This is a genomic window from Mycobacterium botniense (genome assembly GCF_010723305.1).
GTDB classification, from domain to species: domain Bacteria; phylum Actinomycetota; class Actinomycetes; order Mycobacteriales; family Mycobacteriaceae; genus Mycobacterium; species Mycobacterium botniense.
Genome location: NZ_BLKW01000004.1, coordinates 1,246,810 through 1,270,677, shown reverse-complemented (window position 1 = coordinate 1,270,677; position 23,868 = coordinate 1,246,810). Strand labels below are relative to the sequence as shown.

General features: G+C 64.6%; 24 protein-coding genes and 1 pseudogene. 9 read left to right on the top strand and 16 right to left on the bottom strand.

Annotated features, from left to right (window positions below):
- Positions 1-134: 134 nt before the first annotated feature.
- Both G6N08_RS15810 and G6N08_RS15805 read left to right on the top strand, forming a co-directional pair.
- On the top strand, positions 135-1,421 hold the full coding sequence (locus tag G6N08_RS15810; protein ID WP_246216776.1) for an MFS transporter: 1,287 nt from the start codon (positions 135-137) through the stop codon (positions 1,419-1,421).
- A 15-nt stretch (positions 1,422-1,436) separates the two neighbouring features.
- Positions 1,437-2,693 carry an SLC13 family permease gene (locus G6N08_RS15805; RefSeq protein ID WP_163758825.1) on the top strand — a complete coding sequence of 419 codons (1,257 nt, stop codon included), beginning with the start codon at positions 1,437-1,439 and terminating at the stop codon, positions 2,691-2,693.
- A 101-nt stretch (positions 2,694-2,794) separates the two neighbouring features.
- Here the strand turns inward: G6N08_RS15805 and G6N08_RS15800 are convergent, their stop codons facing one another.
- Positions 2,795-3,265, bottom strand: coding sequence for an MOSC domain-containing protein (locus tag G6N08_RS15800; protein WP_163758814.1), 471 nt, complete (start codon positions 3,263-3,265; stop codon positions 2,795-2,797).
- Positions 3,266-3,459: 194 nt separating this feature from the next.
- Here G6N08_RS15800 and G6N08_RS15795 point away from each other — a divergent pair, with 194 nt between their 5' ends.
- Positions 3,460-3,888, top strand: coding sequence for a cellulose-binding domain-containing protein (locus tag G6N08_RS15795; RefSeq protein WP_163758812.1), 429 nt, complete (start codon positions 3,460-3,462; stop codon positions 3,886-3,888).
- 925 nt (positions 3,889-4,813) lie between these two features.
- Here the strand turns inward: G6N08_RS15795 and G6N08_RS15790 are convergent.
- On the bottom strand, positions 4,814-5,524 hold the full coding sequence (locus G6N08_RS15790; protein WP_218033387.1) for a DUF6338 family protein: 711 nt from the start codon (positions 5,522-5,524) through the stop codon (positions 4,814-4,816).
- Positions 5,525-6,046: 522 nt separating this feature from the next.
- Here G6N08_RS15790 and G6N08_RS21455 point away from each other — a divergent pair.
- Both G6N08_RS21455 and G6N08_RS15780 read left to right on the top strand, forming a co-directional pair.
- Positions 6,047-6,250 (top strand): annotated as a pseudogene (locus tag G6N08_RS21455) (transposase); the annotation flags it as partial.
- Between the two features lie 4 nt (positions 6,251-6,254).
- Positions 6,255-6,917 carry a chymotrypsin family serine protease gene (locus G6N08_RS15780; protein WP_163758808.1) on the top strand — a complete coding sequence of 221 codons (663 nt, stop codon included), beginning with the start codon at positions 6,255-6,257 and terminating at the stop codon, positions 6,915-6,917.
- A gap of 598 nt (positions 6,918-7,515) precedes the next feature.
- Here the strand turns inward: G6N08_RS15780 and G6N08_RS15775 are convergent.
- The 5 genes from G6N08_RS15775 to G6N08_RS15755 form a co-directional block, all read right to left on the bottom strand.
- Entirely contained in the window at positions 7,516-7,941 is a 426-nt protein-coding gene (locus tag G6N08_RS15775) for a hypothetical protein (protein ID WP_163758806.1), read from the bottom strand.
- Entirely contained in the window at positions 7,907-8,218 is a 312-nt protein-coding gene (locus G6N08_RS15770) for a hypothetical protein (RefSeq protein WP_246216775.1), read from the bottom strand. Before G6N08_RS15770 ends, G6N08_RS15775 begins: the two co-directional genes overlap by 35 nt.
- A 339-nt stretch (positions 8,219-8,557) precedes the next feature.
- A complete protein-coding gene (locus tag G6N08_RS15765) occupies positions 8,558-9,853 on the bottom strand; it encodes an APC family permease (protein ID WP_281352793.1) in 1,296 nt (431 codons plus the stop codon).
- Between the two features lie 258 nt (positions 9,854-10,111).
- Positions 10,112-11,026: a ribonuclease Z gene (locus tag G6N08_RS15760; RefSeq protein ID WP_163758801.1), complete on the bottom strand. Its 915-nt coding sequence runs from the start codon at positions 11,024-11,026 to the stop codon at positions 10,112-10,114.
- A gap of 54 nt (positions 11,027-11,080) precedes the next feature.
- A complete protein-coding gene (locus G6N08_RS15755; RefSeq protein ID WP_163758799.1) occupies positions 11,081-12,187 on the bottom strand; it encodes a CapA family protein in 1,107 nt (368 codons plus the stop codon).
- 96 nt (positions 12,188-12,283) lie between these two features.
- On the opposite strand from G6N08_RS15755, the gene G6N08_RS15750 reads away from it, so the two are divergent.
- The gene (locus G6N08_RS15750) at positions 12,284-12,556 is read left to right on the top strand and encodes a hypothetical protein (protein ID WP_163758797.1); all 273 of its coding nucleotides are present in this window, start codon (positions 12,284-12,286) and stop codon (positions 12,554-12,556) included.
- A 409-nt stretch (positions 12,557-12,965) separates the two neighbouring features.
- Here G6N08_RS15750 and G6N08_RS15745 read toward each other — a convergent pair whose 3' ends face one another.
- From G6N08_RS15745 to G6N08_RS15710, 8 genes are all read right to left on the bottom strand, one after another.
- The gene (locus G6N08_RS15745) at positions 12,966-13,172 is read right to left on the bottom strand and encodes a hypothetical protein (protein ID WP_163758795.1); all 207 of its coding nucleotides are present in this window, start codon (positions 13,170-13,172) and stop codon (positions 12,966-12,968) included.
- Between the two features lie 403 nt (positions 13,173-13,575).
- Positions 13,576-14,646: an ABC transporter ATP-binding protein gene (locus G6N08_RS15740; RefSeq protein ID WP_163758793.1), complete on the bottom strand. Its 1,071-nt coding sequence runs from the start codon at positions 14,644-14,646 to the stop codon at positions 13,576-13,578.
- 29 nt (positions 14,647-14,675) lie between these two features.
- On the bottom strand, positions 14,676-15,518 hold the full coding sequence (locus G6N08_RS15735; RefSeq protein WP_163758791.1) for a carbohydrate ABC transporter permease: 843 nt from the start codon (positions 15,516-15,518) through the stop codon (positions 14,676-14,678).
- The gene (locus G6N08_RS15730) at positions 15,505-16,437 is read right to left on the bottom strand and encodes a carbohydrate ABC transporter permease (protein WP_163758789.1); all 933 of its coding nucleotides are present in this window, start codon (positions 16,435-16,437) and stop codon (positions 15,505-15,507) included. The genes G6N08_RS15735 and G6N08_RS15730 overlap by 14 nt, the downstream gene beginning before the upstream one ends.
- Positions 16,434-17,753, bottom strand: a complete 1,320-nt coding sequence (locus tag G6N08_RS15725; protein ID WP_163758788.1) for an ABC transporter substrate-binding protein — start codon at positions 17,751-17,753, stop codon at positions 16,434-16,436. The genes G6N08_RS15730 and G6N08_RS15725 overlap by 4 nt, the downstream gene beginning before the upstream one ends.
- 194 nt (positions 17,754-17,947) lie before the next feature.
- The gene (locus G6N08_RS15720; RefSeq protein ID WP_163758786.1) at positions 17,948-18,694 is read right to left on the bottom strand and encodes a cysteine hydrolase family protein; all 747 of its coding nucleotides are present in this window, start codon (positions 18,692-18,694) and stop codon (positions 17,948-17,950) included.
- Positions 18,694-19,254 carry a pyrazinamidase PncA gene (gene pncA, locus G6N08_RS15715; protein WP_163758784.1) on the bottom strand — a complete coding sequence of 187 codons (561 nt, stop codon included), beginning with the start codon at positions 19,252-19,254 and terminating at the stop codon, positions 18,694-18,696. The genes G6N08_RS15720 and pncA overlap by 1 nt, the downstream gene beginning before the upstream one ends.
- Before the next feature lie 247 nt (positions 19,255-19,501).
- Positions 19,502-19,744 carry a DUF6400 family protein gene (locus G6N08_RS15710; protein ID WP_371869037.1) on the bottom strand — a complete coding sequence of 81 codons (243 nt, stop codon included), beginning with the start codon at positions 19,742-19,744 and terminating at the stop codon, positions 19,502-19,504.
- A 288-nt stretch (positions 19,745-20,032) separates the two neighbouring features.
- Here G6N08_RS15710 and manT point away from each other — a divergent pair, with 288 nt between their 5' ends.
- Genes manT through mmpH form a run of 3 tightly spaced genes read left to right on the top strand, consistent with a single transcriptional unit; the run spans position 20,033 to position 23,101 of the window.
- Positions 20,033-21,304: an MMP alpha-(1->4)-mannosyltransferase gene (gene manT / locus G6N08_RS15705; protein ID WP_163758782.1), complete on the top strand. Its 1,272-nt coding sequence runs from the start codon at positions 20,033-20,035 to the stop codon at positions 21,302-21,304.
- Positions 21,298-22,029 carry a class I SAM-dependent methyltransferase gene (locus G6N08_RS15700; protein ID WP_163758780.1) on the top strand — a complete coding sequence of 244 codons (732 nt, stop codon included), beginning with the start codon at positions 21,298-21,300 and terminating at the stop codon, positions 22,027-22,029. The genes manT and G6N08_RS15700 overlap by 7 nt, the downstream gene beginning before the upstream one ends.
- 19 nt (positions 22,030-22,048) lie before the next feature.
- Positions 22,049-23,101, top strand: coding sequence for an MMP endo-(1,4)-3-O-methyl-alpha-D-mannosidase (mmpH, locus tag G6N08_RS15695; protein WP_503826684.1), 1,053 nt, complete (start codon positions 22,049-22,051; stop codon positions 23,099-23,101).
- Positions 23,102-23,132: 31 nt separating this feature from the next.
- On the opposite strand, the gene G6N08_RS15690 is transcribed toward mmpH, so the two are convergent.
- Complete coding sequence (locus G6N08_RS15690) at positions 23,133-23,801, bottom strand: class I SAM-dependent methyltransferase (protein ID WP_163758776.1); 669 nt, start codon at positions 23,799-23,801, stop codon at positions 23,133-23,135.
- Positions 23,802-23,868: the final 67 nt, after the last annotated feature.

Genomic DNA, 23,868 nt, shown 5'->3' with positions numbered 1-23,868 from the left:
GGCGCGGTGCTGAGCCCGGCTCCCCATCCTGCGGCTCGCCGGAAAGCCTCCCCACAAACCGGTTGGGCATGACAGCACTCCGGCCCGCCCCGGCACCGCCGCTGTCCTCAAGCATGCGAGAAAGGACCAGCCCAGTGGTAACACCAGACCGTTCAGCACCGGCGAGCCGGGCCCGCGATCGCGCCGCGCTGTTGGCGGTGAATTTCTTCATGGCTGACATGCACGCAGGTATCGGCCCGTTTTTGGGGGTGCTGCTGGCCGGCCGTGGCTGGGCCACCGGGGCCATCGGCACTGTCACCGCCATCGGCGGAATCGCCGGGCTGGTGGCAACCACCCCAGCGGGGGCGTTGATCGATGCCACCACCCGTAAACGGGCCACCGTCATCGTCGCCGGTGTCTTCACCGTCGCCGCCTCAGGCCTGATCCTGCTGTCACGGCAATTCTGGGTTGTTGCGGGCGCGCAGGCAGCCACCGCGATCGCCGGCGCGGTGCTCGGCCCCGCGGTGATCGGCATCACCCTTGGTGTGGTTCGCCAAGCCGGGTTCACCGCCCAAAACGGCCGTAATCAGGCCTACAACCACGCGGGCAACATGGCCGGCGCGGCGCTGTCCGGGTTGCTGGGCTGGCGCTATGGATTTGCCGCGGTGTTCTGGTTAGCTGCCCTGTTCGCACTGATCACCATCACCGCGGTGCTGATGATCCCGGCCCGCCGCATCGACCACCAAGCCGCGCGCGGCGCTATCACAACCGACCACCACCAGAATCGCCGCAGAGGACTGCAGGCGCTGGTCGAATCTCCTCCACTGCTGGCGCTAGCGGGCGCGGTCACCCTGTTTCACCTCGGCAACGCCGCGATGCTGCCACTGTATGGGCTGGCCGTCGTCGCCACCCACGCCAACCCGTTTATCACCGTGGCGAGCACCGTCGTGATCGCCCAAGCCGTGATGATCGGCGCTGCGCTGAGCGCCATGCGCATCGCTGAAACCCGTGGCTACTGGCTGGCCATCATGATCGCGTTCACCGCACTACCCATCCGCGGGCTCATTGCCGCCGGGATCATCACCACATGGGGCGTCATCCCCGTGCAAATCCTCGACGGTATTGGCGCGGGCATGCTCTCGGTAGCCGTCCCCGGGCTGGTGGCCCGGCTACTGGACGGCACCGGCCACATCAATGCCGGCCAGGGCGCGGTGCTGACCGCCCAAGGCATCGGCGCGGCGATAAGCCCCTTGTTAGGGGGATACCTCGCCCAAGAATTCGGCTACCGAACAACATTCACGGTGCTGGGCGCGCTGTCGGTGGGAGCACTGGTCATTTGGGTCAAGTACCGCTCGGTGCTGCAACCCGGTACCACTGCGCGCGCCGCTGAGATGACGAGCGCGGGTTGCGAACCCGGTGTGACGCATTCGCCGGCCGAGTAGTCGGGGACGACTGTGATGAGCGCGATCGGGGCCGAAACGTGGTCAGTTGCCGGGTTGCTGACGGTGTTGGCGTGGGCGGTGATTCGCCCCTTCGGCTGGTCCGAGGCCGTCATCGCCGTGCCCGTAGCCTCGATTCTGGTCACCGTTGGGGTGATCTCGCCGACCGACGCCTGCAGCGAGCTCACCGAGCTGGCACCGGTCATCGGATTTTTAGCCGCAGTGCTGGTGTTGGCCCGGCTGTGCGCCCACGAGGGCCTGTTCAGCTGGTGCGGAACCGCGATGGCGCGCATGGCGCGGGGCCAGCCGGACCGGCTGCTGACGTCGGTGTTCGTGGTGGCCTCGCTGGTGACCGCGGTGTTCAGCCTCGACGCCACCGTGGTGCTGCTAACCCCGGTCGTGTTCGCGACCGCTGCCCGCCTGGCAGCGCGGGCTCGTCCCCACGTTTATGCCTGTACCCATCTCTCCAACACCGGCTCGCTGTTGCTGCCCGTCTCCAACCTGACCAACTTGTTGGCCTTTCACGCCAGCGGGTTGAGTTTTCTCCGGTTCGCGAGTCTGATGGCGCTGCCCTGGCTCATCGCGATAATTACCGAATTCGCGGTGTTCCGCTATTTCTTCCGCCGGGATCTCGTCGCTGCACCGGCCCCGTCAGAGACCCCCGAGCCCAGCGCGCCGCCATGGTTTGCCCTCGCCACCTTGAGCGCCACCCTGGCCGGGTTCGCCATCACCTCAACACTCGGTGTGAACCCGGCGTGGGCGGCAGCGGCAGGAGCGCTGGTCATGACCGCACGCGCCATCCGGTGCCGGCGGCTGCGGCTAACCTCGATCATCGGTGCCGCTGACCCGCCGTTTTTGGCGTTTGTGCTGGCCCTGGCTCTCGTGGTCCACGCGGTCATCGACAACGGCCTCGATGACACGATTGACGGGTGGCTACCCCACACCGGCGGGCTGACCGGATTGCTCGGCATCGCCGCGGTGGCCGCAGTGGCCGCCAACCTGATCAGCAACCTGCCCGCGGTGCTGGTCTTGCTGCCCCTGACCGCCGCGGGCGGCCCCGCAGCAGTGCTCGCTGTGCTGATCGGGGTCAACATCGGCCCTAATCTCACCTACACCGGCTCACTTGCCACCATGTTGTGGCGACGTGTCCTGCACCAGCATGACCACGCCACCAGCCTGACCGAATTCACCCGACTTAGCGTGCTCACCACACCAGCGGCACTTCTCGCCGCGCTGGTGGCGTTATGGGCGTCGCTGCACCTGTTCGGAAGCTGATACCCCGGCAAGGAGGCGGCGCCACCAGAACAGCTGCGGCACAATCGGTGTCGACGGCCGGGTCGATGACGCGGATTGATGCACTCGCTGACAACGACGATTTACACCCGATAACCGGACATATCCGGATGTGTCGTCGCCGGCGGCCGCACGCTGACGGCGTCTCCCACGCGGATCGTGCCTGAGGTGAGCGCCCGACATGCCGAGCCCGCCCGCCGACGCAACGCCGTGGCGGCGCCAGAACCTATCGCGTCGTCGAGTAGCTTGCACGGGGCTGCCACACGCACAACCTCGAGCTCCACCTCACCGATCACAATCCTGGTGCCGGGTTGCGCGGGAATCTCGCCGGTGTCGACCGTGAGATTACGGCGGGTGGCGCCGCAGTCAAATGCGTACCCGAGCTCCTGCGCCGCACGGTCGAGCAGCTCCAGCGACTGAACTGTCACGTGCCGGTGCCGGCTGCCGTGATAGCGGTCTCCGACCAGCCCTTTCCCCGCTTCGGCGACAACGGCTTCGAGCGAGCGCATCGGCAATCGCCGGGCCGGCGCGATATGAATCGCCACGACTCGCACGCACGAAGTCTACGGCCTGGACCCGCTGGGGCTATGCCCGCGGACGTGGTGTCGCAGCCGGCTTCGCCGCGTGACGTCAGGGAGGGGCTGGATCGCGGCCAAACATTTCATGATGGTTTCGGTTGCGCAAAGTTACTGCAGCTTGCCCGCAGCGGCACGCTCATAGCGCCGGTTCGGTTTTACCGTTGGTTGCTATGACCGGCCTGAACACATGCGTGAAGCATTGGCGGATAGTGCTTCACGTCACCGTCTGGGCGTCGATCGTTGCCGTCCTCGGGCTCGCCGCCACGCCCGTAGCGCACGCGGCTGCCGCGACGGCGACCTTGTCGGTGACATCGACATGGAAAACCGGTTTCATCGCACGGTTTGTCGTCACAAACCTGAGCACCGCGCCGCTGACAGATTGGAAGCTTGAATTCGACTTGCCGCCAGGAGAATCCGTCTCGCACACGTGGAACAGCACCATCACGCAATATGGCACGCACTATGTCGTCACCCCGGCAAATTGGAATCGCATCGTCGCACCCGGTGGTTCCGCCACGGGCGGTCTCCGAGGTGTGCTCAGCGGTACCTACTCGCCACCGAGGAATTGCGTGCTCAACGGGCAATATCCCTGCACCTAGGGACAACTGCGCACTCAGGCCCGATGCCTCCGACGGCGCGCCCGGGCCCACAGGTCAGGGCCACTCGAAACGTCCCCGATTCACCTGATGAACCCGAAGTACTGCGCCGATGACTTCGCCGGTCGACCGCACGGCCCGGCAGAGTGCCCACCCGCTCATTTGGACCGGCCGCGCTTGCTACAGCAAGTCAGCGCACCGATCTCGCGCGTCGCCGCACTGGGCACACAACACTCATCGAGCGGGGATGATGACGTTTCAGGGATTGAAAGCTCGCTTGCTGCCTCCGTTTTGATCGTCGGACCTGGTCGTCCCACGCCAACCGATCGTCACGATGTTTGTCCATTCCGGATTTAGTTGTCATGCGCGAGCTTGGTGTATGCCAACATTTTTCGGACTTGTTCGAGCCATAGCGTCCAAGTCAAGATGACATTTCCGTGCGATCCCGATCCACACGGCTATGCCGACGGCGGGAAGCGCCAATGGGCCCCAGTCCGTTCCGGCGCGACCTCGTGCACGTCTGCCCAATACTGGCGATTAGCGGCGAAGCGAATGAGCCCTCGTAGCCGCGCGCATAGGTGCCACGAATGACCAGCAGCGCCGCGGGAGGGTCGTCAACTGAAGCCTGCTACTTCTTCGTGACACTGCCGCCACCAGGCGGTGGCGGAGGTGGGGGCGGTGGTGGGGGTGGGGGTGCACGGTGCGGTGAGGGCTGACGCCCGCCTTTTTTCTCGAAGCCGTCTCCGGAGACGGCTTTAGTCGGCATCGTGGCTCGCTGCTTTGGTGACACCCGCTGGTCCTGGCGGTGGCGGACCTGGCTCTGATTTCCGGGTTGGCGATGGGCTCGCGGTGTTCCTGCCCGGACGATAACCGCCCCCTCGCGGCGGCATCCAGCCGTCATTAGCCGACGTTCTCGTGTCTGAGTCGCTCACTGCGGCTCACCTCCTGCTTCGCTCCTACCAGTATCCGCCTGCTCGTCCTGCGGTGCCGGTCTATCCCGCGAGGTGTCCTGTGGCCTGAGAAATTCAATAACCGGTGCATCATCGCACTTGATCCACTGGCCCGCACTTCCCGCGATCGGCTTTTCGAACTTGCCTTGCTCGTCGAGGCGCCAAGCCGTTTCGACGAAGATCTCGCGAGACTGCGGAAAGTTGGTGTAGAACGAGTCCTCGCCGGCGTAACCACCCACCCAATTGCCGTCCTTACTGAGGACGCGTACGTATCCTGGACCGACACGGTTCACCGCGAAATCCCATGCGGTCGGCGTGGGGTTGTAGACCCGAAAGACCTGCTTCCACGACACGTTCGGATAGAGCCGGCGGGTGTTGCGGGCGTGTTGTGCTACCGCTACACCCGCCGGGATTAGGAACACGAGCGCGAACAACAGCAGCGCTGTGGAGCGAGGATGGTCAAGGTAGGACCTCGGATGACTGATCGCCGATGTGAGTATTTGACCGAGGGCGATGAGGTAGATCAGGGCGAACAGGCCTGATGTGGTCAGCGCACGCAGGACGCGCACGCCCAAGTCGCCATCTTCGGGAGTGGGCCCCCGCAGGCGCGATCGAACGATCTGGTGGACGAATCCGGGAATCACGATCACCAGGACGGTCAGAGCCTGCTGCCATCCAGTTACGAGCATGCGATCACGATAGGACTTTCCACCGACAGGTCTGAGTCGCTGAGCGACGCGCGCGTGGTCGAAGCGGTCACAAATGCCAGCTTGAATAACACGCCCCTGCGATTTCGTAAGGTGCCAGATCAACTGCGAAAAGCGCCAACCCCACTGAGACTGGATTTGAGACGACTGGATTTGAGACCGTGCGGACGCGCATGGGCAAGGCGGCTCAGCATGCGGCTTTCGACTGTCGTCGAGCCAGCACGAAATGGCACCGGACACCTCGCCGAAGGCCGTTGTCATTCGCGTCCGTCCCGTCCTGTGGACTTCGTTATTCGCTGTGGAACTTGCTGGGGTAAGCCGTCGTCCTTAACGCCACTTCACCTCAGCTTTAGCTTAAGTACGCTCAATAACGCTTGCGTGCCTTTAAGGGTGGGCGCGAACAACACGATGGGGGTCGCGATGGCCGGCAGTGTCTGCCGATGGGTTACCGGTGTGGGCGTGGCCGGGGGCGGGGTGGTGGGCACCAAGGGGCCTATCTGGCCATCGGCGTGCGACGGGCTGCCCGGCTTGCCTGATGCGATCCGCTCGATCTTCCCCGACACCGTGATCCAAACCTGTGTGGTGCATGTTATTCGCAATGCGGGTTCACACTGTTCAGCGCCATCCTGGACGACGTCAACGCCAAAGGTGGCCCGGGCGCCGCGTTCACACCGATCCCGGCCTGAGCCATCGGAGAGACAGAAGTAGCGCGGTGCACATCAATCGTTGGCAGCTCGCTGTAGGGCTCGGCACGGTACTGATAGCCAGCCTCCTCGCTCCCACGGCCGCAGGCGACGACAAGGTAATGCTGGGTGGCGGCGCCGGGATCGTGCTCAACGGTGACCCGTGCACGCTGGCCACCATCGGCTACGACCGTGCCGGTGAACTGGTCGGTTTCACCTCGGCGCACTGCGGGGGTGTCGGGGCCGCGGTCGCCGCCGAGGGCGCGGCCGGCACCGTGGGCGGCGTGGTGGCCGTCGACGATCAACTGGATTACGCGGTGATCAAGTTCGACCCGGCCAAGGTGACCCCGATACACGACTTCGACGGTTTCGCGATCAACGGCATCGACCCGAACCCCGGTCTCGGACAATGGACCTGCAAACTAAGCCGCGCCACCGGACAAAGCTGCTTTTCGCTCAGATTCTGGGCCCTCGACCCGTCCATCTATACCGCGAAAGCGCCCTGGCAACCGGGCGATGACGGGGCGCCGGCCACCGTCAACGATCTACTGATCGGCATGTTCCGCGACGGCTCCGTGACGTTAGCGCTTGTGCCCCCGACGCGACCCGAGATTCTAAAAATCACCGTACTCCTGGACGACGTCAACGCCAAAGGCGGCCCGGGCGCCGGGTTCACACCGATCCCGGCCTGAGGACGGTTATCGGGATCAGCCGGAGAAACCGAGGTCTTCGTGCCACGCCAGCCAGGCTGGCAGCTAGCTCAAACGAGACGAGGATCCGATCACTCCCATTTCTCTAAATTCGGGCAAAATCTGCGTGCTGGCTCGGCTCGGTGTTGCCGCGTCATCCAGCGTGTTCATCCGCAATCGGGTGGTCGTCGTGGTGGACCGCGGCCGGTCGGATTGCGTAGTCATCCCAGCTATCATCGATCACGAGGTCTGGTAGGTCGATGAATCGGAGCAGGTTGTAATGGGTGCCGCGGGCCGGCGCGCCCACAGCCGGGACTCGCGTCGTAACTCGGTGAGCCGTCGCGCGACAGCCCAAATCCGTTCGGTTACGCGCCAAGACTCACAATCATCCCATATAGGCAGGATTCCCGTGACTTCGTGCGCGATTCGGGCACGACGCTCACGCGCTCCCAGCGCAGGATCGGTGACATATTCCAAAAAGCTGCGATTCGTGAGTAGCCTCGCGAACTTCACCTGTTCGGGGTAGACCAGCGCGCCGGCGGTGTCGATGCCGATACATTGTCGGCGCCTTTCCATTTCCTCGTCGCCGATGAATACCGAATTAGCGCATCCACGGGGCGAGCTCCATCGCGAACGAGTCGAACAGAACGCCTCGGCGGGCCAGGTGATTGCGGAACTGCCGCTCAGCCGTCAAAGCGGGAATATAGTCATGCAGGCCGATCTGGGGTGCTTCCAGCCAGCGCTTGTGGCGCAGGCAGACCATTCCCACGCCTGGCATTCGGCCCATGGCCCGATAGCCCTGCGTGCAGGCCAGCCACAGTTGTCGATCACTGACGACGCTGCCGGCAATCGAGGCCGGCGTGCTGAACGTGGTCTGGTGGAGGGAACCGAGTTGCCGCCAAACTTCGAGGCGCTCCGGTGACAGGCATGTTTTCGGCCGCCGGATACCACGCTGACGGATGCCGTGTTCAATGTCGGCGATATTGCTGTGGTTACGTGTGCCGTGGCGCTGGCAGTAGGAGATCACACCCCAGAATGCTCTCGATACCCGACACCAGTTCTTCCCATGCCTGGCGTTGCGCCTGCGATCCGGAACCGTAGGGGCGCATCTCGTGAACGGTCATGCGGCCCTTGATCTGTCGACCCATGTGACCGGAGAACAGGACACTTTGCAGGAGGTCAATCCCGGCGTAGAGGAACGCCGCGTTGAGGCGCTCGGAAAACACTTTGAGCGCCGACGCGGCCTCGCTGCCGGCTTGATGATTGGTCGTCAGGCCAGGATTATCTGGAAAAGTGCCAGCCAACTAAATCTGGAACAGACAATGTTGACTCCCAACGGCCGCCTGCGCGAGAGGAGATATGTCAGAGCGCAACCTGACATAATGTTGCTTATCGGTACAGAACCACGCCGGGTTACAGAGGAAAGACCTGGTGCCCCTTGATAATTGAAGGTGATTCGACACGTCGGGCGCGGCCTGCACGCGGTGCGGGTCGCCGGCCCAGCACCGCTTGCCGAGTCCGGCGTTGGGTGCGGAGCTGATCCTGACACCCGTCCGCACTCCCAGGCCTGCACACCCGCAATACGTCACTGTGACGAATTGTGCCGGCCCCGCTTTCCCGACTGTAGTCAGGTGGTCGACCGCTTAGCCGCGGCCTTGTCGCCGCACGGGTCGGGTACGCCGTCGAGTGGCGCTGTGGACGCGGCGCAGCGCGTAAGCCGTGACTCCTGCGCCCAGCACCCCAGTCGCGGATACCACCGACGACGGCGGTAGCGCGAACGCCAGGACCGCGCAACCAAGAAGGCCGATGACCGGGATTCCGCGGGGCGGGCGGTTTTCCGCGCGGCGCAATGTCAGCGCCGAGGCGTTGGCGATGGCGTAATAGAGCAACACCGCGAAGGAGGAGAACCCGATCGCGCTGCGCACATCGGCGCAGGCTGCGAGGACTGTGACCACTACGCCGATGAGCAGTTCGGCTCGGTACGGCACATGGAATTTGGGATGCACAGCCGATAACCCGTGTGGCAGGTGGTGGTCTCGCGCCATCGCGAGGGTGGTGCGGGAGACACCCAGCAGGAGGGCTAAGAGCGAACCGAGCGCGGCGATCGCTGCGCCGGCTTGGACGACGGGCACCAGCCAGCCCGCTCCGGCGGCGCGTACCACGTCCGACAACGGGGCCACGGCGGCGGCGAGCCGATCTGGCCCCAACACGGTCAGCGCCGTCGCCGCGACGGCGGCGTAAACCGTCAGGGCGATGCCCAAGGCGAGCAGGATCGCACGGGGAATCGTCCGGGTGGGGTCACGGACTTCCTCGCCCAGGGTGGCAATCCGCGCATACCCCGCGAACGCGAAGAACAAGAGGCCGGCGGCCTGCAGCACCCCGCCAGCCGTGGCACCAGCCACGTCGAAGACGTGGAGCCGGCCCAGCCTGCTGGTAGGGGAACTCAATGCCGCGATCACCACGGCTGTCAGCACGGCCAGTACCGCCACGACGATCACTCTGGTCAGCCGGGCCGACTTCTGCACTCCCGTGTAGTTGACCGCGGTCAACGCGACCACGGACGCGGCGGCGATCAGGTGGGCGGCGGCTGGCCACACGTATACCCCAATGGTGAGTGCCATGGCCGCACATGAGCCGATTTTGCCCACCACAAATCCCCACCCAGCCAGATAGCCCCAGAAATCACCCAGCCGTTTCCGCCCGTACAGGTACGTGCCACCGGAGGCGGGATAGCGCGCGGCCAGGCACGCTGATGATATGGCGTTGCAGTACGCCACCACCGCCGCGATCGCCAGCCCGATCAGCAGACCGGGCCCCGCGGCCCGGGCGGCGGGACCGACTGCGACGAAAATTCCGGCCCCGATCATCGAGCCCAACCCGATCACCACCGCATCGGTGGTGCCGAGCCGGCGTGGCAGCCGCGGGTGCGCGCCAGGGATCGCTGCTGCGCCCGGGGAGATCTTGTCGCCTCGGTCGGTTAACTCCGCGGCTGTCCCTGCCGCGTGGATTGGTTTGAACCGCACGCAGTGCAGATTAGGTAGCCGCGCGGCGCGGCGTAGGAACTGAGTCATGGATCTATCTTCATCGTGCCGAAACCGGGTTGATTCCGCGTGACCGGGATCCGGCAGGAGGCGCGGCTAAGACGCGGCGCGCACCTGTCGCCATCGGCGGTGAAAAGCGCTGGTCCCCCAGTGTGCTTAGGGTCGCGCGGGAACCGGGATCCGAGCAAAGTCCTCGGCGATGACCAGATCCCCGCTGAACACCTCGGCTGCCTGCGCCGCATACCGATTGGTATCGGGGTACCGCTGCGAAAAGTGGGTCAGCACCAACCGGCGCACGCCGCACTCCGCCGCCACTGTCGCTGCCTGCTGCGCAGTCAAATGCCCGTAGCGGGCTGCCAGTTCGGAGTCCTCGCTGAGGAAGGTCGCCTCTATCACCAAAAGATCGGCGCCGTCGGCTAGTGCGTAGACGGCGTCGCAGAGCCGGGTGTCCATAATGAACGCGAACCGCTGGCCCCGCCGCGGCTGGCTGACTTCCTCGAGCCGGACCCGCCGCCCGCCGGCGCGAATAGACCCGGCGCGCTGCAGTTCGCCCACGGCGGGGCCCTCGATGCCGAAGCGGGCCAGGAGTTCTGGTACCAGCCGCCGCCCGTCAGGCTCGACCAGCCGATAGCCGAATGCATCGATGGAGTGGTCCAGCCGGCGCGCCTCGAGCACACCGAACGAGGCCATCGCCACCGCGCCGTCCCCGCTGACCGGCACCTCACGCAGGTCCGCCACCTCGTGGAAAACACAGGCGTACCGCAGCCGGGTAAATAATTGCCGGCCCGAAGCCGGAAAATATGCCCACACCGGATGCGCCACCCCATCCACTGACAACCGCTGCACCAGACCCGGCACGCCCAGGCAATGGTCACCGTGGAAATGGGTAATGCATAAGCGATGGACACCGTTGACCGATACGCCGGCCAGGAGCATTTGCCGCTGCGTGCCCTCGCCTGGATCGAAGAGCAGACCCTGGCCGTCCCAGCGCAGCAGGTACCCGTTGTGATTGCGGTGTCGTGTGGGTAGCTGACTGGCGCTGCCGAGCACGATCAACTCACGGGTCGACACAGTCTGAGACTACGGCCACCTGTCTGTGCTCCTCGGCCGCTGCTCGCCCACGGCTCAGGCGCTGACGGTAAGCGCGCCGTCGCTCGTGAGCCGGACACGAGTTCCGAACGGTCGGCTCACCTGCTCGAGGGTGGATCGCAACCATTCGGCCTCATCGCGGGTTGCGCGCTCGAGGCGCATTCGTCTCGCCCGCATCGGGACCATGAGCAATGCGGCGGCGTCGCCATCAGTCCGGGCGAAGTACAGCAGGCGCAGCTCAGGCCGGAAAGATCCATGCGTTCGGATACCTTCGTAATCATCGATCAGGTCCCCACAGCCGTACACGATGAGCTTGCCCCGGTAGATTTCGACCGGCCGCGGATGGTGCGACGAATGCCCGTGCACCACATCGATTCCGGCGTCGATTAGCCGGTGGGCGAAACGTCTCTGAGCTGGTTCGACGCCATAGCCCCAATTGGAGCCCCAGTGCACCGACACGATCGCGATATCCCCGGGCTGTTTGAGCGCCATGACGCGGCCGGTGATCTCGTCGGCGGCCTGATCCGACAGGTCGGCCAGCAGGGCCACTCCCGGCCGATTGATACCCGCCGCCCAGCTGTGCGGAATCCCGCTGGACTCCGTTCCACGCGCGGCAATGACGACACGCCGACCATGGGGAAGGCCGACAACCGCAGGACACTCGGCCTCCTCGACCGTCAGGCCCGCGCCGACGCCGCGTAATCCGGCTTCGTCAAGGGCCCGTAAGGTGTCGGCCAGGCCACGGATCCCGAAATCCATGACGTGGTTATTGGCAAGTGCGACCGCATCCGGTCGGATTACCGTCAGACAGGCGATGTTGTCGGGGTGCATCCGGTAATGAACAGTTTTACCGGGCGCGAATTCACCGTCGGCGGTGATGCTGGTTTCCAGATTGATCAGCCGCACGTCGGGTGCGACCTCATCGAGTAACGCCGCCGCTTCCCCCCACGGCCACGCGAAGTCGACGGGGACCGCGATGGGGCCATTGGTTTGCTCGGCAAGAGCCACATAGGTGCGGGCATCGGTCACCACAGGCTCGTGCAACTCGGGACTGCCCCGATGCGGCAGTATCTGATCCAGCCCCCGGCCGGTCATCACATCCCCGCAGAGAAATACCGTGTGAGTGGTCTCGGCGGCTCTCATGCCTTGCTCTCGTTCCTCGACCTCCGAGCCAACTCGGCGCGCGGCGGCTCCGTGTTGCTACCCGCCTGGATGTCAGGATGGGGGCGGGGTCGACCCGTGACGGGGATCGGCCGGCGTCTGCGACGGGGGAAAACGACGCCGCAGCGTCTCCAGCAGCCGGCGCGCCTCCCCGATCCGGGCACGGAGCTGCGCGAGTTCCTCGGCGTGCCGGTGATCGGCAGCGCCGCGCGGGGATGGTTTCATCCTGCGGTCGACACATTGCCTGGCCAGGTGCTCCAATTGCGCGATCTCAGCGCGCAACATCGCTTCGAAATGCCTTGCCTGGGCAACGTCGGCGGCGTTGAGCGGCTGCTCTGTCAGGTGGTCTAAGCGGGAAACCCGGGGATCCCGAAGCGTCTCCTGCGAAGAGGGCACACTTTTGCCGGCCCCAGCTCGTACCGCACGCCCTTGCTTACCGGCGCCACCGCGCGGCAATGCGATGGGCCCTGAGTCGGCGGACTGAATCATCCGAAACTCCCCCACCACGTCTTCCCGGTTCCCCGTCCGCCCGGTCGCTGCAACCGGGCCGACCCACACTGAGGCTGCATCGCCAGAGCTCCCATGCCTGCGGCCCAAAACATACCGCAGCGCTGAGTGCTGCGACCGAAACATGCCGGTTGGGCCCTTGCGTGAGTGAGCTTAGCGGCACCGGCGGCATTGTGCCGGATTAAGTGATGCGGTACCCGACGCCACCGGGGTTTCGGGCTCGGCAAATCGTGGCCGCACGGGAATTGTCGAGTCAATGCGCAGGACAGCGAACCGGATTGGCCGCAGAGCCCGCCGGAACGGCGGGTTCGTCATCCGACAGCTGAGGGTGAAACCGACTCCGCAACGCCGCAAGGAGCCGGTTCACTTCCTCCATGCGCACGATCAGCTCCACGAGGTTGTTGGGTAGCTGGCCGGCGGCGTTCGCCGCGGACAAACGCGGAGTCATGACTGTCGCCATGTGCCGCAGTTCAGCCATTTCGGCTCGCAGCAGACCTTCGAAGACACCAGCTTGGGCCGCGTCCCCCGGGTGTATCGGACACGTCGTCGTGGTCGCCGGCTGCAGCCGACGACGTGCGGAGGTTCTGGGTAGCCGACGCGGTTCCCGTCGCTGGTTATCCCGGCCCCGGCGAGCGTACTCGATTACGCGGGACGGCATCGCCGCGGGTCCTGATCTGGCGGGTCGCATCATGGGAGGACCTCCCGACACGTCGGCGTGCTGCTGGCGGTATCAAGGAAGTATCCGCGTTGTGAACCGGGCGCAACGCTCAGGCGAAATCTGTTAACCCGATGGTCATCTGTAGCACCTGTTGTTCACCGAATGGCTTTTCAGTGTTCGGCTGATAGACAACAGGGCAGCCTGCCTACCGGATCCGCCGGCCGTCACGCCCGAAGAAATGCACGTGTCCGAGCTGCGGGTTAAGGCGCAGCCGGCTGCCCCGTTGCGGGGGGTTGTGTCCGTCGGCCCGGGCGACGATGGGGCGGTCAAGTGCGGGGCCCGGCCCGGTGATGCGGCCGTAGAGGTACGCGTCAGCACCGAGTTCCTCTACCACGTCGACCTCCATCTCCACGCCGAGGCTGCCCAGTTCGAAGTGTTCGGGCCGGATCCCGATGACGACTTCGCCGGTAGTGTCGGTGACCTCGCGAGGCACTGGAATCCGCCAGTCTCCCAGCGCTACTGAGCTGTTGGCGATCGGAAGGGTAAAAAGGTTCATCGCCGGAGAGCCGATGAACTCCGCGACGAATACATTAGCGGGGGTTCGGTAAAGCTCTCGCGGTGTTGCGTACTGTTGCAGCACACCGTCGCGCAGCACCGCGACGCGGTCCCCCATAGTCATTGCCTCGACTTGGTCATGGGTGACGTAGACGGTGGTGGTGCCCAGCCGGCGTTGCAGAGCGGCGATCTGAGCGCGGGTTTGCACCCGCAACTTGGCATCGAGATTCGACAGCGGCTCGTCCATCAGGAAAACCTGCGGGCGACGGACAATAGCGCGGCCCATCGCCACCCGCTGGCGCTGCCCACCGGAGAGATCCTTGGGTTTGCGATCCAGGAATGGTTGCAGGTCAAGCAATCGCGCTGCATCAAGCACCCGCTCACGGATCTCCGCTTTCGGTGTCTTGGCTACCTTCAAAGCGAACCCCATGTTCTGCGCCACCGTCATGTGCGGGTAAAGCGCGTAGTTCTGAAATACCATCGCCACATCACGGTCTTTGGGGTCAACATTGGTGACATCACGTTCACCGATACGGATACGTCCGGAGTCCAGAGTTTCCAATCCCGCCACCATCCGCAGTGACGTCGTCTTGCCGCATCCGGAAGGACCCACCAGCACGACGAATTCGCCGTCGCCGATTGTCAAGTCCAGGTGGTCCACCGCAGGCCGCTTTGCGCCGGGGTATTGCCGCGTCGCCTCTTCGAAACTTACCGACGCCATGCTGTCGGAATCTCCACTCTCTTCAGGAGCTAACCACCGAGTCCGGTGACAGCGATACCACGGATGAAGGCCCGTTGCGCGACTGCGTACACGACGACCAGCGGCAGCAGGATGAGCATCGACGCGGCCATCAGGACCGGCCACCTGGCAACGTATTCACCTTGCAGCCGCACCAGTCCGAGAGTAAGCGTGGCCAGGCTCTTACGCTCAATCATCAGCAGTGGCCACAGAAAGTCGTTCCACACGTTGACCCAGGTGAGCACCGCAAGCACCATGACCGCTGGCTGCGCATGGGGCAACAGGATCCGCCAGTAAATCTGCCACGGTGAGCAGCCGTCGAGGATCGCCGCCTCTTCGAGCTCGGCCGGCAGGGTCCGGAAGAATTGGCGCATAAGATAAGTGCCGAACGCGCTGCCGAACAATCCCGGCACAATCATCGCCCACGGGGTGTCCACCCACCCCGCGATCCGCATGAGGATGAACTGCGGGATCACCGTCACGGTCAGTGGCACCATCAAGGTGCCCAGGTACACGATGAACAACACATCGCGGCCACGAAATTGCAGGCGCGCGAAGGCATATCCGGCCAAGGAACAGAAGAACACCTGGCCGGCCGTGACGCATCCCGCATACACGACGGTGTTGAGGAACATCCGCCAGAAAGGCATCAGGGTGAACACTTCGGTGTAGTTCGACCATCGCGGATGAGCGGGAAACAGCCTCGGTTCGGTTACTTCTCCCTCTTTCTTCAGCGAGCCCGACACCGCCCACAGGATCGGGAATAACGCGCACCACGCGATGGCGGTCAGCCCGAGATAAAGCGCTGCGGCACGAACGATCCCGAATTTGGTCACTCGTTCAACCAAGCCCACGATCGGCCTCCCAAGCGCTCCGGCGCGCCAGCCGCAGCTGCAACACGGTCAAGACGAGCAAAATGGCGAACATCACCCACGCCAGCGCGGATGCGTATCCGAACTCCAAGAAGGCGAACGCGTTCTGGAACAGCATGATACCTAACACGTAGGTCCCGGTCTCCGGACCGCCGTTGCGCCCGGTCAGCACATACACCAAATCAAAAGCCTGGAACGCGTGAATGATCGAGATCACCACCACGAACGACAGAGCGCCCCGGATCAGCGGCACGGTGATGAAGACGAACCGCCGGATCTCCCCGGCGCCATCGATTTTTGCTGCCTCGTAAAGACTCTCCGGAACCCCTTGCATCGCAGCCAGCAAGACCACGGTGGCGAACGGCACGCTTCGCCACACACTGACCAGGCACAACGACACCATGGCCCATTTCGGGTCGATCAGCCACGGGATCGGGCGGATCCCGATCCAACCCAGCATGATGTTGAGCAGCCCGTTATCGGTGTTGAACACGAACTGCCACACGACCGCCATGACCACCGACGACACCGCCAGCGGCAAAAACACGATGGTTCGGAAAATGCCGATACCTTTGACTTTCCGGTTCAGTACCCCGGCGACCACCAGGCTGATCACCACGGTCGGCACGATCGTCCCGATGGTGAACACCACCGTGTTACGCATCGCGATGGGGAAAAGCGGGTCAGCGGTAAAGAGGTTGTGGAAGTTCGCCAGGCCAACAAACCTCGCGGGTCTGAACAGGTCCCATTCCTGGAAACTCATATAGAGCGAAAATCCCAGCGGGAACAGCATGAACACCGCCACCGCGGCCAGGTTGGGTGCGATGAACAGATAACCAGCCCGGGCCCGTCGTTGCGACGGTCGCTCGGCGGCGTGGATCGGCTGATCAACGGTGCTCATGGACTGCGCAATACCTCGTCGGCTTGGTGCGTCAGTCCGTCGGCCAACGATGTCGCCGGCCGCGTGCCACGCAGAACGGGTCCGAAGTTACGATCCATCAGCGCGTTGATCTTTTCCCACGCCGGGGTGATCGGCAGCCCTTCGGAATGGGCGGGCCCGCCGGTCAGCACCGCGAGGTTGGCGATGCGGCGGTGCGCCTCGGCAAAGCCGGCCGATTCGATCGCAGAGCGCAGCACCGGCACAAAAAGCCCGGATCCGCCGATCAAGGCCTGCCCGACGGGTCCGGTGACGAACTTCACGAACTCCCAGGCCTGCTGCTTGCGTCGGCTGCTGGCTGCGATGGCCAGCCCCGTGGTGCCGATATTGGAGCGCGCGGCCCGGCACTTGGGGCCGGTCGGCAAAATGGTGAGGTCGAAATCCAGACCCTCTGCCCGGTCAAAGGTCTGATATCGCCAGTGCCCGGCAAGCGCCATCGCCGCCCGGCCCGACGAGAACAGGTCCATGGTCGACATCGACTGTGTTTCGGATGCGGTGGGCGCGACTTTGTATCGGGTCGCCAAGTCGGCGTAGAACTGAACACCCTCGAGAAACGCCGCGTTGTCGAAATTGAGATGAGTGGGGTTTAGCCGCGGGGTGGACCACGGCACCCCGTTGTTCATGCCGAACAGCCCCGCCGAGTAACAAGCGACCCAGGTGTCGACGAACCCCCACTGACTGACCCGTCCGGACCGGTCGCGCTTGGTGAGAGCGCGGGCGGCATCGAGGAATTCACCGAAGCTCCACGGCTGCTGCCACCGGCTGGGCGGTGGATCCACCCCGGCCTCGGCGAACAGCTGCTTGTTGTAGAACAAGAAGTTCCCCGACCACTGCTCCGGGAACGCATACTGGCCACCGTTGAACGTGAAGGTCTCATACAGCGGGGGAATGCTGTCGGCTTTGAGTTCGGCCGCGAAACCGGGATCGCGGGCTAGCAGGGTATCGAGGTCCAAGAGCACCCCCCGGTCAGCCAATTCGGCGTAGCTGAATTCCCACGCCATCAGCACGTCCGGGCATCTGCCCCCGGCACAAAACGTCGACATCTGCTGGAAGGGATCCGGCCCGGACAACACCGCCCGCACCTTGATCCCAGGGTGGCGGCGCTCGAACGCGTCGATGATCCGCAGCCTAACGTCGGCCTCTTCCGGATTTGCCGCGAAGAAAAATGTCAGTGCATCGTCGCCGGCGCCGCATCCAGCAGACCACGTCGCCAGCGACGCCGCGCCGAGCACACCGGCACCGCGCAGCAGCGTCCGCCGTCCGAACGGTTTGTCGAGCATGACGCTGTCAATCTTGGTTCAATCGTGGCCGGTATTCACAGTGGGTGTGGCGTCGCCTTTGCTGGCCCGCGCAGCAGCCGCTGCGCATGGGGCACTCAGCACGAGACTGTCGCGACGAGCTTACCGATCCGGCGCCGCCGCGCGGCGCGACGGCGAGTGCCGGCGGCCCACGGGCGAGCGTCGCCGCCCGCCGGCTACCCGGGGCCCTGGGCGGCGTCGTCGACGTTGGTGCTCGCCCGTGGGCCGCCGGCCAGCCAGTGCAGTGTCGCGGATAGCTCGCACACCGAGACCCCTATTCGGCGGCATTCTTCGATGCCCCGGTCGTCCAGTCCCGACACGGCGTCGGAAACCACGAGAATCCGAAAATCACGCTCGGATGCCTCATAGATCGACGCGCGGGGACAGTTGGGGAAGTTGCATCCCCCGAAGACAACTGTGTCACAGCTATTTTCACGTAAGTACGATTCGAGCTTGGTCTGGTAGAAGGCGCCCCAGCGGGGCTTGTACATCACGTGCTCGCGTGGGCCGATCTGCTGGAAACCACCGGCCAGCAGCAACTGATGGTCCAGCGTGACCGCGTTGGGCAATAACTCCGGTGCGATCTGTGAGCCCGCACTGCCCGGCGCGAGCATGCGCGCTCCCCGCTCGATCGCCTCGCGGCGCACCAGCTCCACATTCGAGCCGTCCGGCCGGTACAGGCGCACGACGTGCACGATTGGCGAACCGCGTGCGCGGAACGCCTGTGCCAATCTGGCCATCGCCGGAATGGCTTCGCGCGTTCCCTCGACTGGGAGCGCACCATCCTCGGCGTAGGTATCACGTTGGACATCGATGAGAACCAGTGCGGCTGAACCGGACCGCGGCCGGGTATACCGGTGTGTTGCTGCCGCCTGCGGCAATGGGTCGACCGCCGCGGGCAGACCGGGATCCCGTGGCGCCATCACCCGGTGTCGACCAATGCGATGCCGGCGCTGCGCATCTGCTCGAGCGCGGCTGCCGTGGATTTCGGTGTCACACCGGCCGTCAGACCCAGCAGCACCCGGGTGACAAACCCTGCGCGCGCGGCGTCCTCGGCCGTTGCGCGCACACAGTGGTCGGTAGCGAGGCCGACCACGTCGACCTCGTCGACCCCGCGTTGGCGCAGCCACTCGAGTAGCGGGGTGCCCTGCGCATCGACGCCCTCGAACCCGCTGTAGCCGGCGCTGTAGGCGCCTTTTTTGAAGACCGCTTCGATCGGGCGGGTATCAAGATCGGGGTGAAATTCCGCGCCCCGGGTTCCGGCGACGCAGTGCGGCGGCCAGGACGTCGAGTAGTCCGGGGTCTCGGAGAAGTGGTCACCCGGATCTCTGTGGTAGTCCTGCGTGGCCACGACATGCTGATAGCCCGGCGCGGCGGCTAAATAGCTGTTGATGGCGCGCACCACCGCGGAACCGCCGGGCACCGGCAACGCGCCGCCCTCACAGAAGTCGTTTTGGGCGTCGACGATGATCAACGCGCGCATACGGCCACCGTATCGCCGTGGGCCGGCGCGGGTAGCCCGTCAGGCGACCCGGCGTCGCGTCCTGGTGTCGAGTGACCACAGATGCGTGCAGCTCGGGCACTGCAGATGCACGACGGTGGCGTGGTTGGAGATCAGGTACTGCCAGTGGGCCGGGCAATTGCGACCCTGCAGGCAGTCCTGACACCCCACACCGTGGTCGCAATTCGGGCAGGCTACCCAGGCCCGCCGGCTCCTGTCGGCATCCGGGTCAATCGGCAGCATGGCCCGCCACCCGATCCGGCAGCACGCCGGCCCTGACCAGCTCGTCGTAATAGCGCTGCTGCTCGGCGTCGAGGTTGGAATACAGCATCGCGTACGCCTGCTCTTCCTCGGCTAGCGCCCGAATCGGATCCCAGCCCTCCCCGATTGCCTCCAGCACAGCGCTGCGCCGACGGACCTCGTCGAGCGTCAGGTCGTAGGCGAATTCCAGATTTGGCAGGTTAATCGGCACGGGTGGCTCCACGGCGCAGCGACAGCAAGTAATAGCAAGTAACGAGGTCAAACTCGCCTAAAATAGATTGACTATGCAATGACGCGCGTCACAGCATGAGGTTGATTTAGCTCACACACCGCCGGGTGAGGTTCCCTTGCCACGCCTCGCTGAAGACCACCCGGCGCGTTGCATCACGTAGCTTGTCAAATTATAGTCCAGACACGTGTCCAGACATCTCTGTGCCGATCTTCGTGCTGGTTCCACGACGATGTCTGCCCGCGATGCCGATGCGGAACGGTCCTGAGCATGCGGATCGCTCTGCTCTCCTACCGCAGCAAGACGCACTGTGGCGGGCAAGGGGTCTACGTCCGTCATCTCAGTCAGGGGTTGGTCGAACTCGGCCATCACGTCGAAGTGTTCTCCGGTCAGCCCTATCCCGAAGGTATCGACCCGCGGGTCGTGCTGAACAAGGTGCCCAGCCTCGACCTTTATCGCGAGCCTGACCCCTTTCGCATTCCGCATCCTCGTGAAATACGAGACCGTATCGACCTTCTCGAACTCGCCACGGTGTGGACCGCCGGATTTCCCGAGCCACGTACCTTTAGCTTGCGTGCCGCCAGAATACTTGCTCAGCGCCGAAACGATTTTGATGTGGTGCACGACAATCAAAGTCTGGGCACCGGACTGATCAAGATCGCCGCGATGGGCCTACCGGTCGTGGCCACCGTGCACCACCCCATCACCCGTGATCGGTTGCTTGACCTCGCAGCGGCACCATGGTGGCGTAAGCCGTTGGTGCATCGATGGTATGGCTTTTCGAAGATGCAAGAACGGGTGGCACGCAGCATCCCGGAGCTGCTGACGGTCTCGACGTCGTCAGCCGCCGATATCGCCACCGACTTCGGGGTCAGCCTGGCGCAGTTGTCCGTTGTGCCGCTGGGGGTCGACACCACCGTGTTCACCCCGTCAGCGCAGCCACGAATCCCCGGTCGCATCATCGCAATCGCGAGCGCCGACCGGCCACTCAAGGGCGTTGGTCACCTATTGCGCGCCGTCGCCAAGTTGCGGACCGAGCACGACATTGAACTGCAACTCGTCGCCAAGCTCGAAACCAATGGGCCCACTGAAAAACTGATCGCCGAACTCGGCATCTCCGATATCGTGCACACCTCCAGCGGCCTTTCTGACACTGAACTCGCGCAGTTGCTTGCTTCAGCCGAGATCGCGTGTGTCCCTTCCCTATACGAGGGATTCTCGTTGCCGGCTGTGGAGGCGATGGCGAGCGGCACGCCGATCGTCGCCAGCCGCGCCGGCGCTTTGCCGGAAGTTCTCGGGCCCGACGGAATGTGCGCCAGGCTGGTCCGGCCCGGCGACACCGACGACTTGATCCGCGTGCTCGATGACCTGTTGTCTTCTCCTGACGAGCGGCGCCGGCTCGGATTAGCCGGCCGCCGACGGGCGCTCGCGGTGTACAGCTGGGAATCGGTTGCCGCCCAGACAGTACACGTGTACGAACGCGCCGTCGCCCGCAACACCCAGCAACGCGATGCCGCCAGGGCGCTGGGCGAGCCGTGCTGACAGTAGATTTCGACCGGCTCGGCGTCGGCCCCGGAACCAAAGTCATTGACGTGGGGTGTGGTGCCGGGCGTCACAGCTTCGAGGCCTACCGGCGGGGCGCCGACGTTATCGCTCTCGACCACAACCCTGCTGAACTGGACCAGGTCAACACCGTGCTGCGTGCCATGGCCGAGGCCGGTGAAGCGCCTGCCTCAGCGCATGCCGAGACCGTCCTCGGAGATGCGCTGGCCCTGCCTTACCCTGACGAAACGTTCGACTGCGTGATCGCGTCGGAAATCCTCGAGCACATTCCCGCGGACACCGAGCTGATCGGCGAACTGGCCCGCGTCCTCAAGGTTGGCGGCAAACTCGCTGTGACGGTCCCGCGGTGGCTGCCCGAACAGGTGTGCTGGCTGCTCTCCCGCGAATACCACAGCAACGAAGGCGGCCATATCCGGATCTATCGGGCAAGCCGGCTGCGCGCCAAGGTCACCCGCGCGGGGCTGAAATTCACCCATTCGCATTTCGCACACGGTCTCCATACACCCTTTTGGTGGCTCAAATGCCTCGTCGGCGTGTCTAATTCAACCCATCACGTCGTTGCCGCATATCACAAGATGCTGGTGTGGGACATGACGGAGCAGCCCAGGCTCACCCGGCTGGCCGAGACCCTGCTCAACCCGCTGATCGGCAAGAGTGTCGCGCTGTACTTCGAGAAACCGGTTCACGCCGTTGAATTGGTATAACAGCGCAGAAGCGCCGGGTGTGCCCGGCATCGTGTCTGCATCGCAATGCCGGCAAACAGCAGAGTCGATTGCGGCTGTGCAGGAACCATCCGGCGCGATCCCCTGGTCAGAAACCGGGCACACCGATCCCTGGGACCATGTCGAATGCGCGATGGCTCTTACCGCAGCAGGGTTGATCGAACCGGCGCGTCACGCGTTCGACTGGTGCCGCGAGCAGCAGCGGCCCGATGGGTCCTGGCCGATCCAGCTACGTTCGGGAGTGGTCGAAGACGCCAACAGTGACAGCAACTTTTGCGCATACATCGCAGTCGGTGTCTGGCACCACGTGCTGATCACCGGCGACCGGGCGTTCGCCACGGCGATGTGGCCGACGGTGCGGTCAGCGATCGACTTCGTGCTCGAGCTACAGCTCGAAGGTGGCGAGATCGCCTGGGCGCGTGGGCCCTCGGGACCTGTCCCCGAGGCGCTCCTGACCGGCAGCGCCAGTGTATTTCACAGTATCCGCTGCGCGCTGGCCCTGGCGAACTACGTCGACGAGCCGCAACCCGAGTGGGAGGTTGCCCTGGGCCGTCTGGGCCACGCGATCTGCGCGCACCCGTGGGCGTTCACGCCGAAGCCGCACCACTCGATGGACTGGTATTACCCCGTCCTGGGTGGTGCACTTCGCGGTCACGCTGCGGTCGCCCGGATCGCCGAGCGCTGGTCTGATTTCGTGGTGGACGGCCTGGGTATTCGTTGCGTCGATGACCGGCCGTGGGTCACCGGTGCCGAAACATGCGAATTAGTGCTGGCGCTCGACGCCATGGGCACGCGGCGGACCGCGTTGGAGCTGTTCGCGGCTATGCAGCATTTGCGGGAAGCCGATGGTTCCTACTGGACCGGCCTGGTGTTCACTGACGGCAAGCGGTGGCCGGTCGAGCGGACGACTTGGACCGGGGCGGCGGTGATCCTGGCAGCGGACGCGTTGTCCCGCACCACGCCGGGCAGCGGCATCTTCCGCGGCACCGATCTGCCACGCGGCCTGGAGGGCGACTACGACTGCGAATGCGTTAGCAGCCCAACGGATCGTTAACCGTCGGACCTTCCCTTATTTACCTCGGTCCTCATCGGGCCGTCCCGGCCCGCGCCGCCGGGGCGCTGGCTGTGCGTTCCAGTACGCGCAACGACCCCGTCGCGGAAACCTCGCGGAATTCGCCGCTTGCGATTGCGTGGCAATAAATTCGGTAGGGTGCCTGTCCGCCGTCACGCGGATCGGGGAACACATCGTGGATGATCAGCGCGCCGCCCACTGTCACCCATGGTGCCCAGCTGTCGAAGTCTTGCCGGGCGGCTGCCTCGGTGTGGCCGCCGTCGATGAACAATAGCTGCAGCGGTGTGCGCCAGGCCCGCGCCACCACGGCCGACTTGCCCACCACCGCCACCACATTGTCGTCTAGTCCGGCGTCATCGAGGGTGCGACGAAATCTCGGCAACGTGTCGAAACGCCCGGTGGCCGGGTCGACCAGCGACGCGTCGTGGTATTCCCACCCAGGCTGGTGTTCTTCGGATCCGTGGTGGTGGTCGACCGTGTAGAGCACGCTGTCGCGGCTGACCGCCGCCGCGCCTAACAGCACGGCCGACTTGCCGCAGTACGTCCCGATCTCCACACCGATACCGTGGTCGAAATAGCGGAGGGCAGCATCGTGCAGCGCCCGTCCTTCGTCAGCGGGCATAAATCCGGGAACCCGATCCGCCAGCTCAAACAACCGGTCGATTCGCGACGATGTCACCATGACCTGAACCTAATCGCCTGCGCGCCTGAAAGCGCGTGATGAGCGACACCGGGCAGGTACGGCGCAC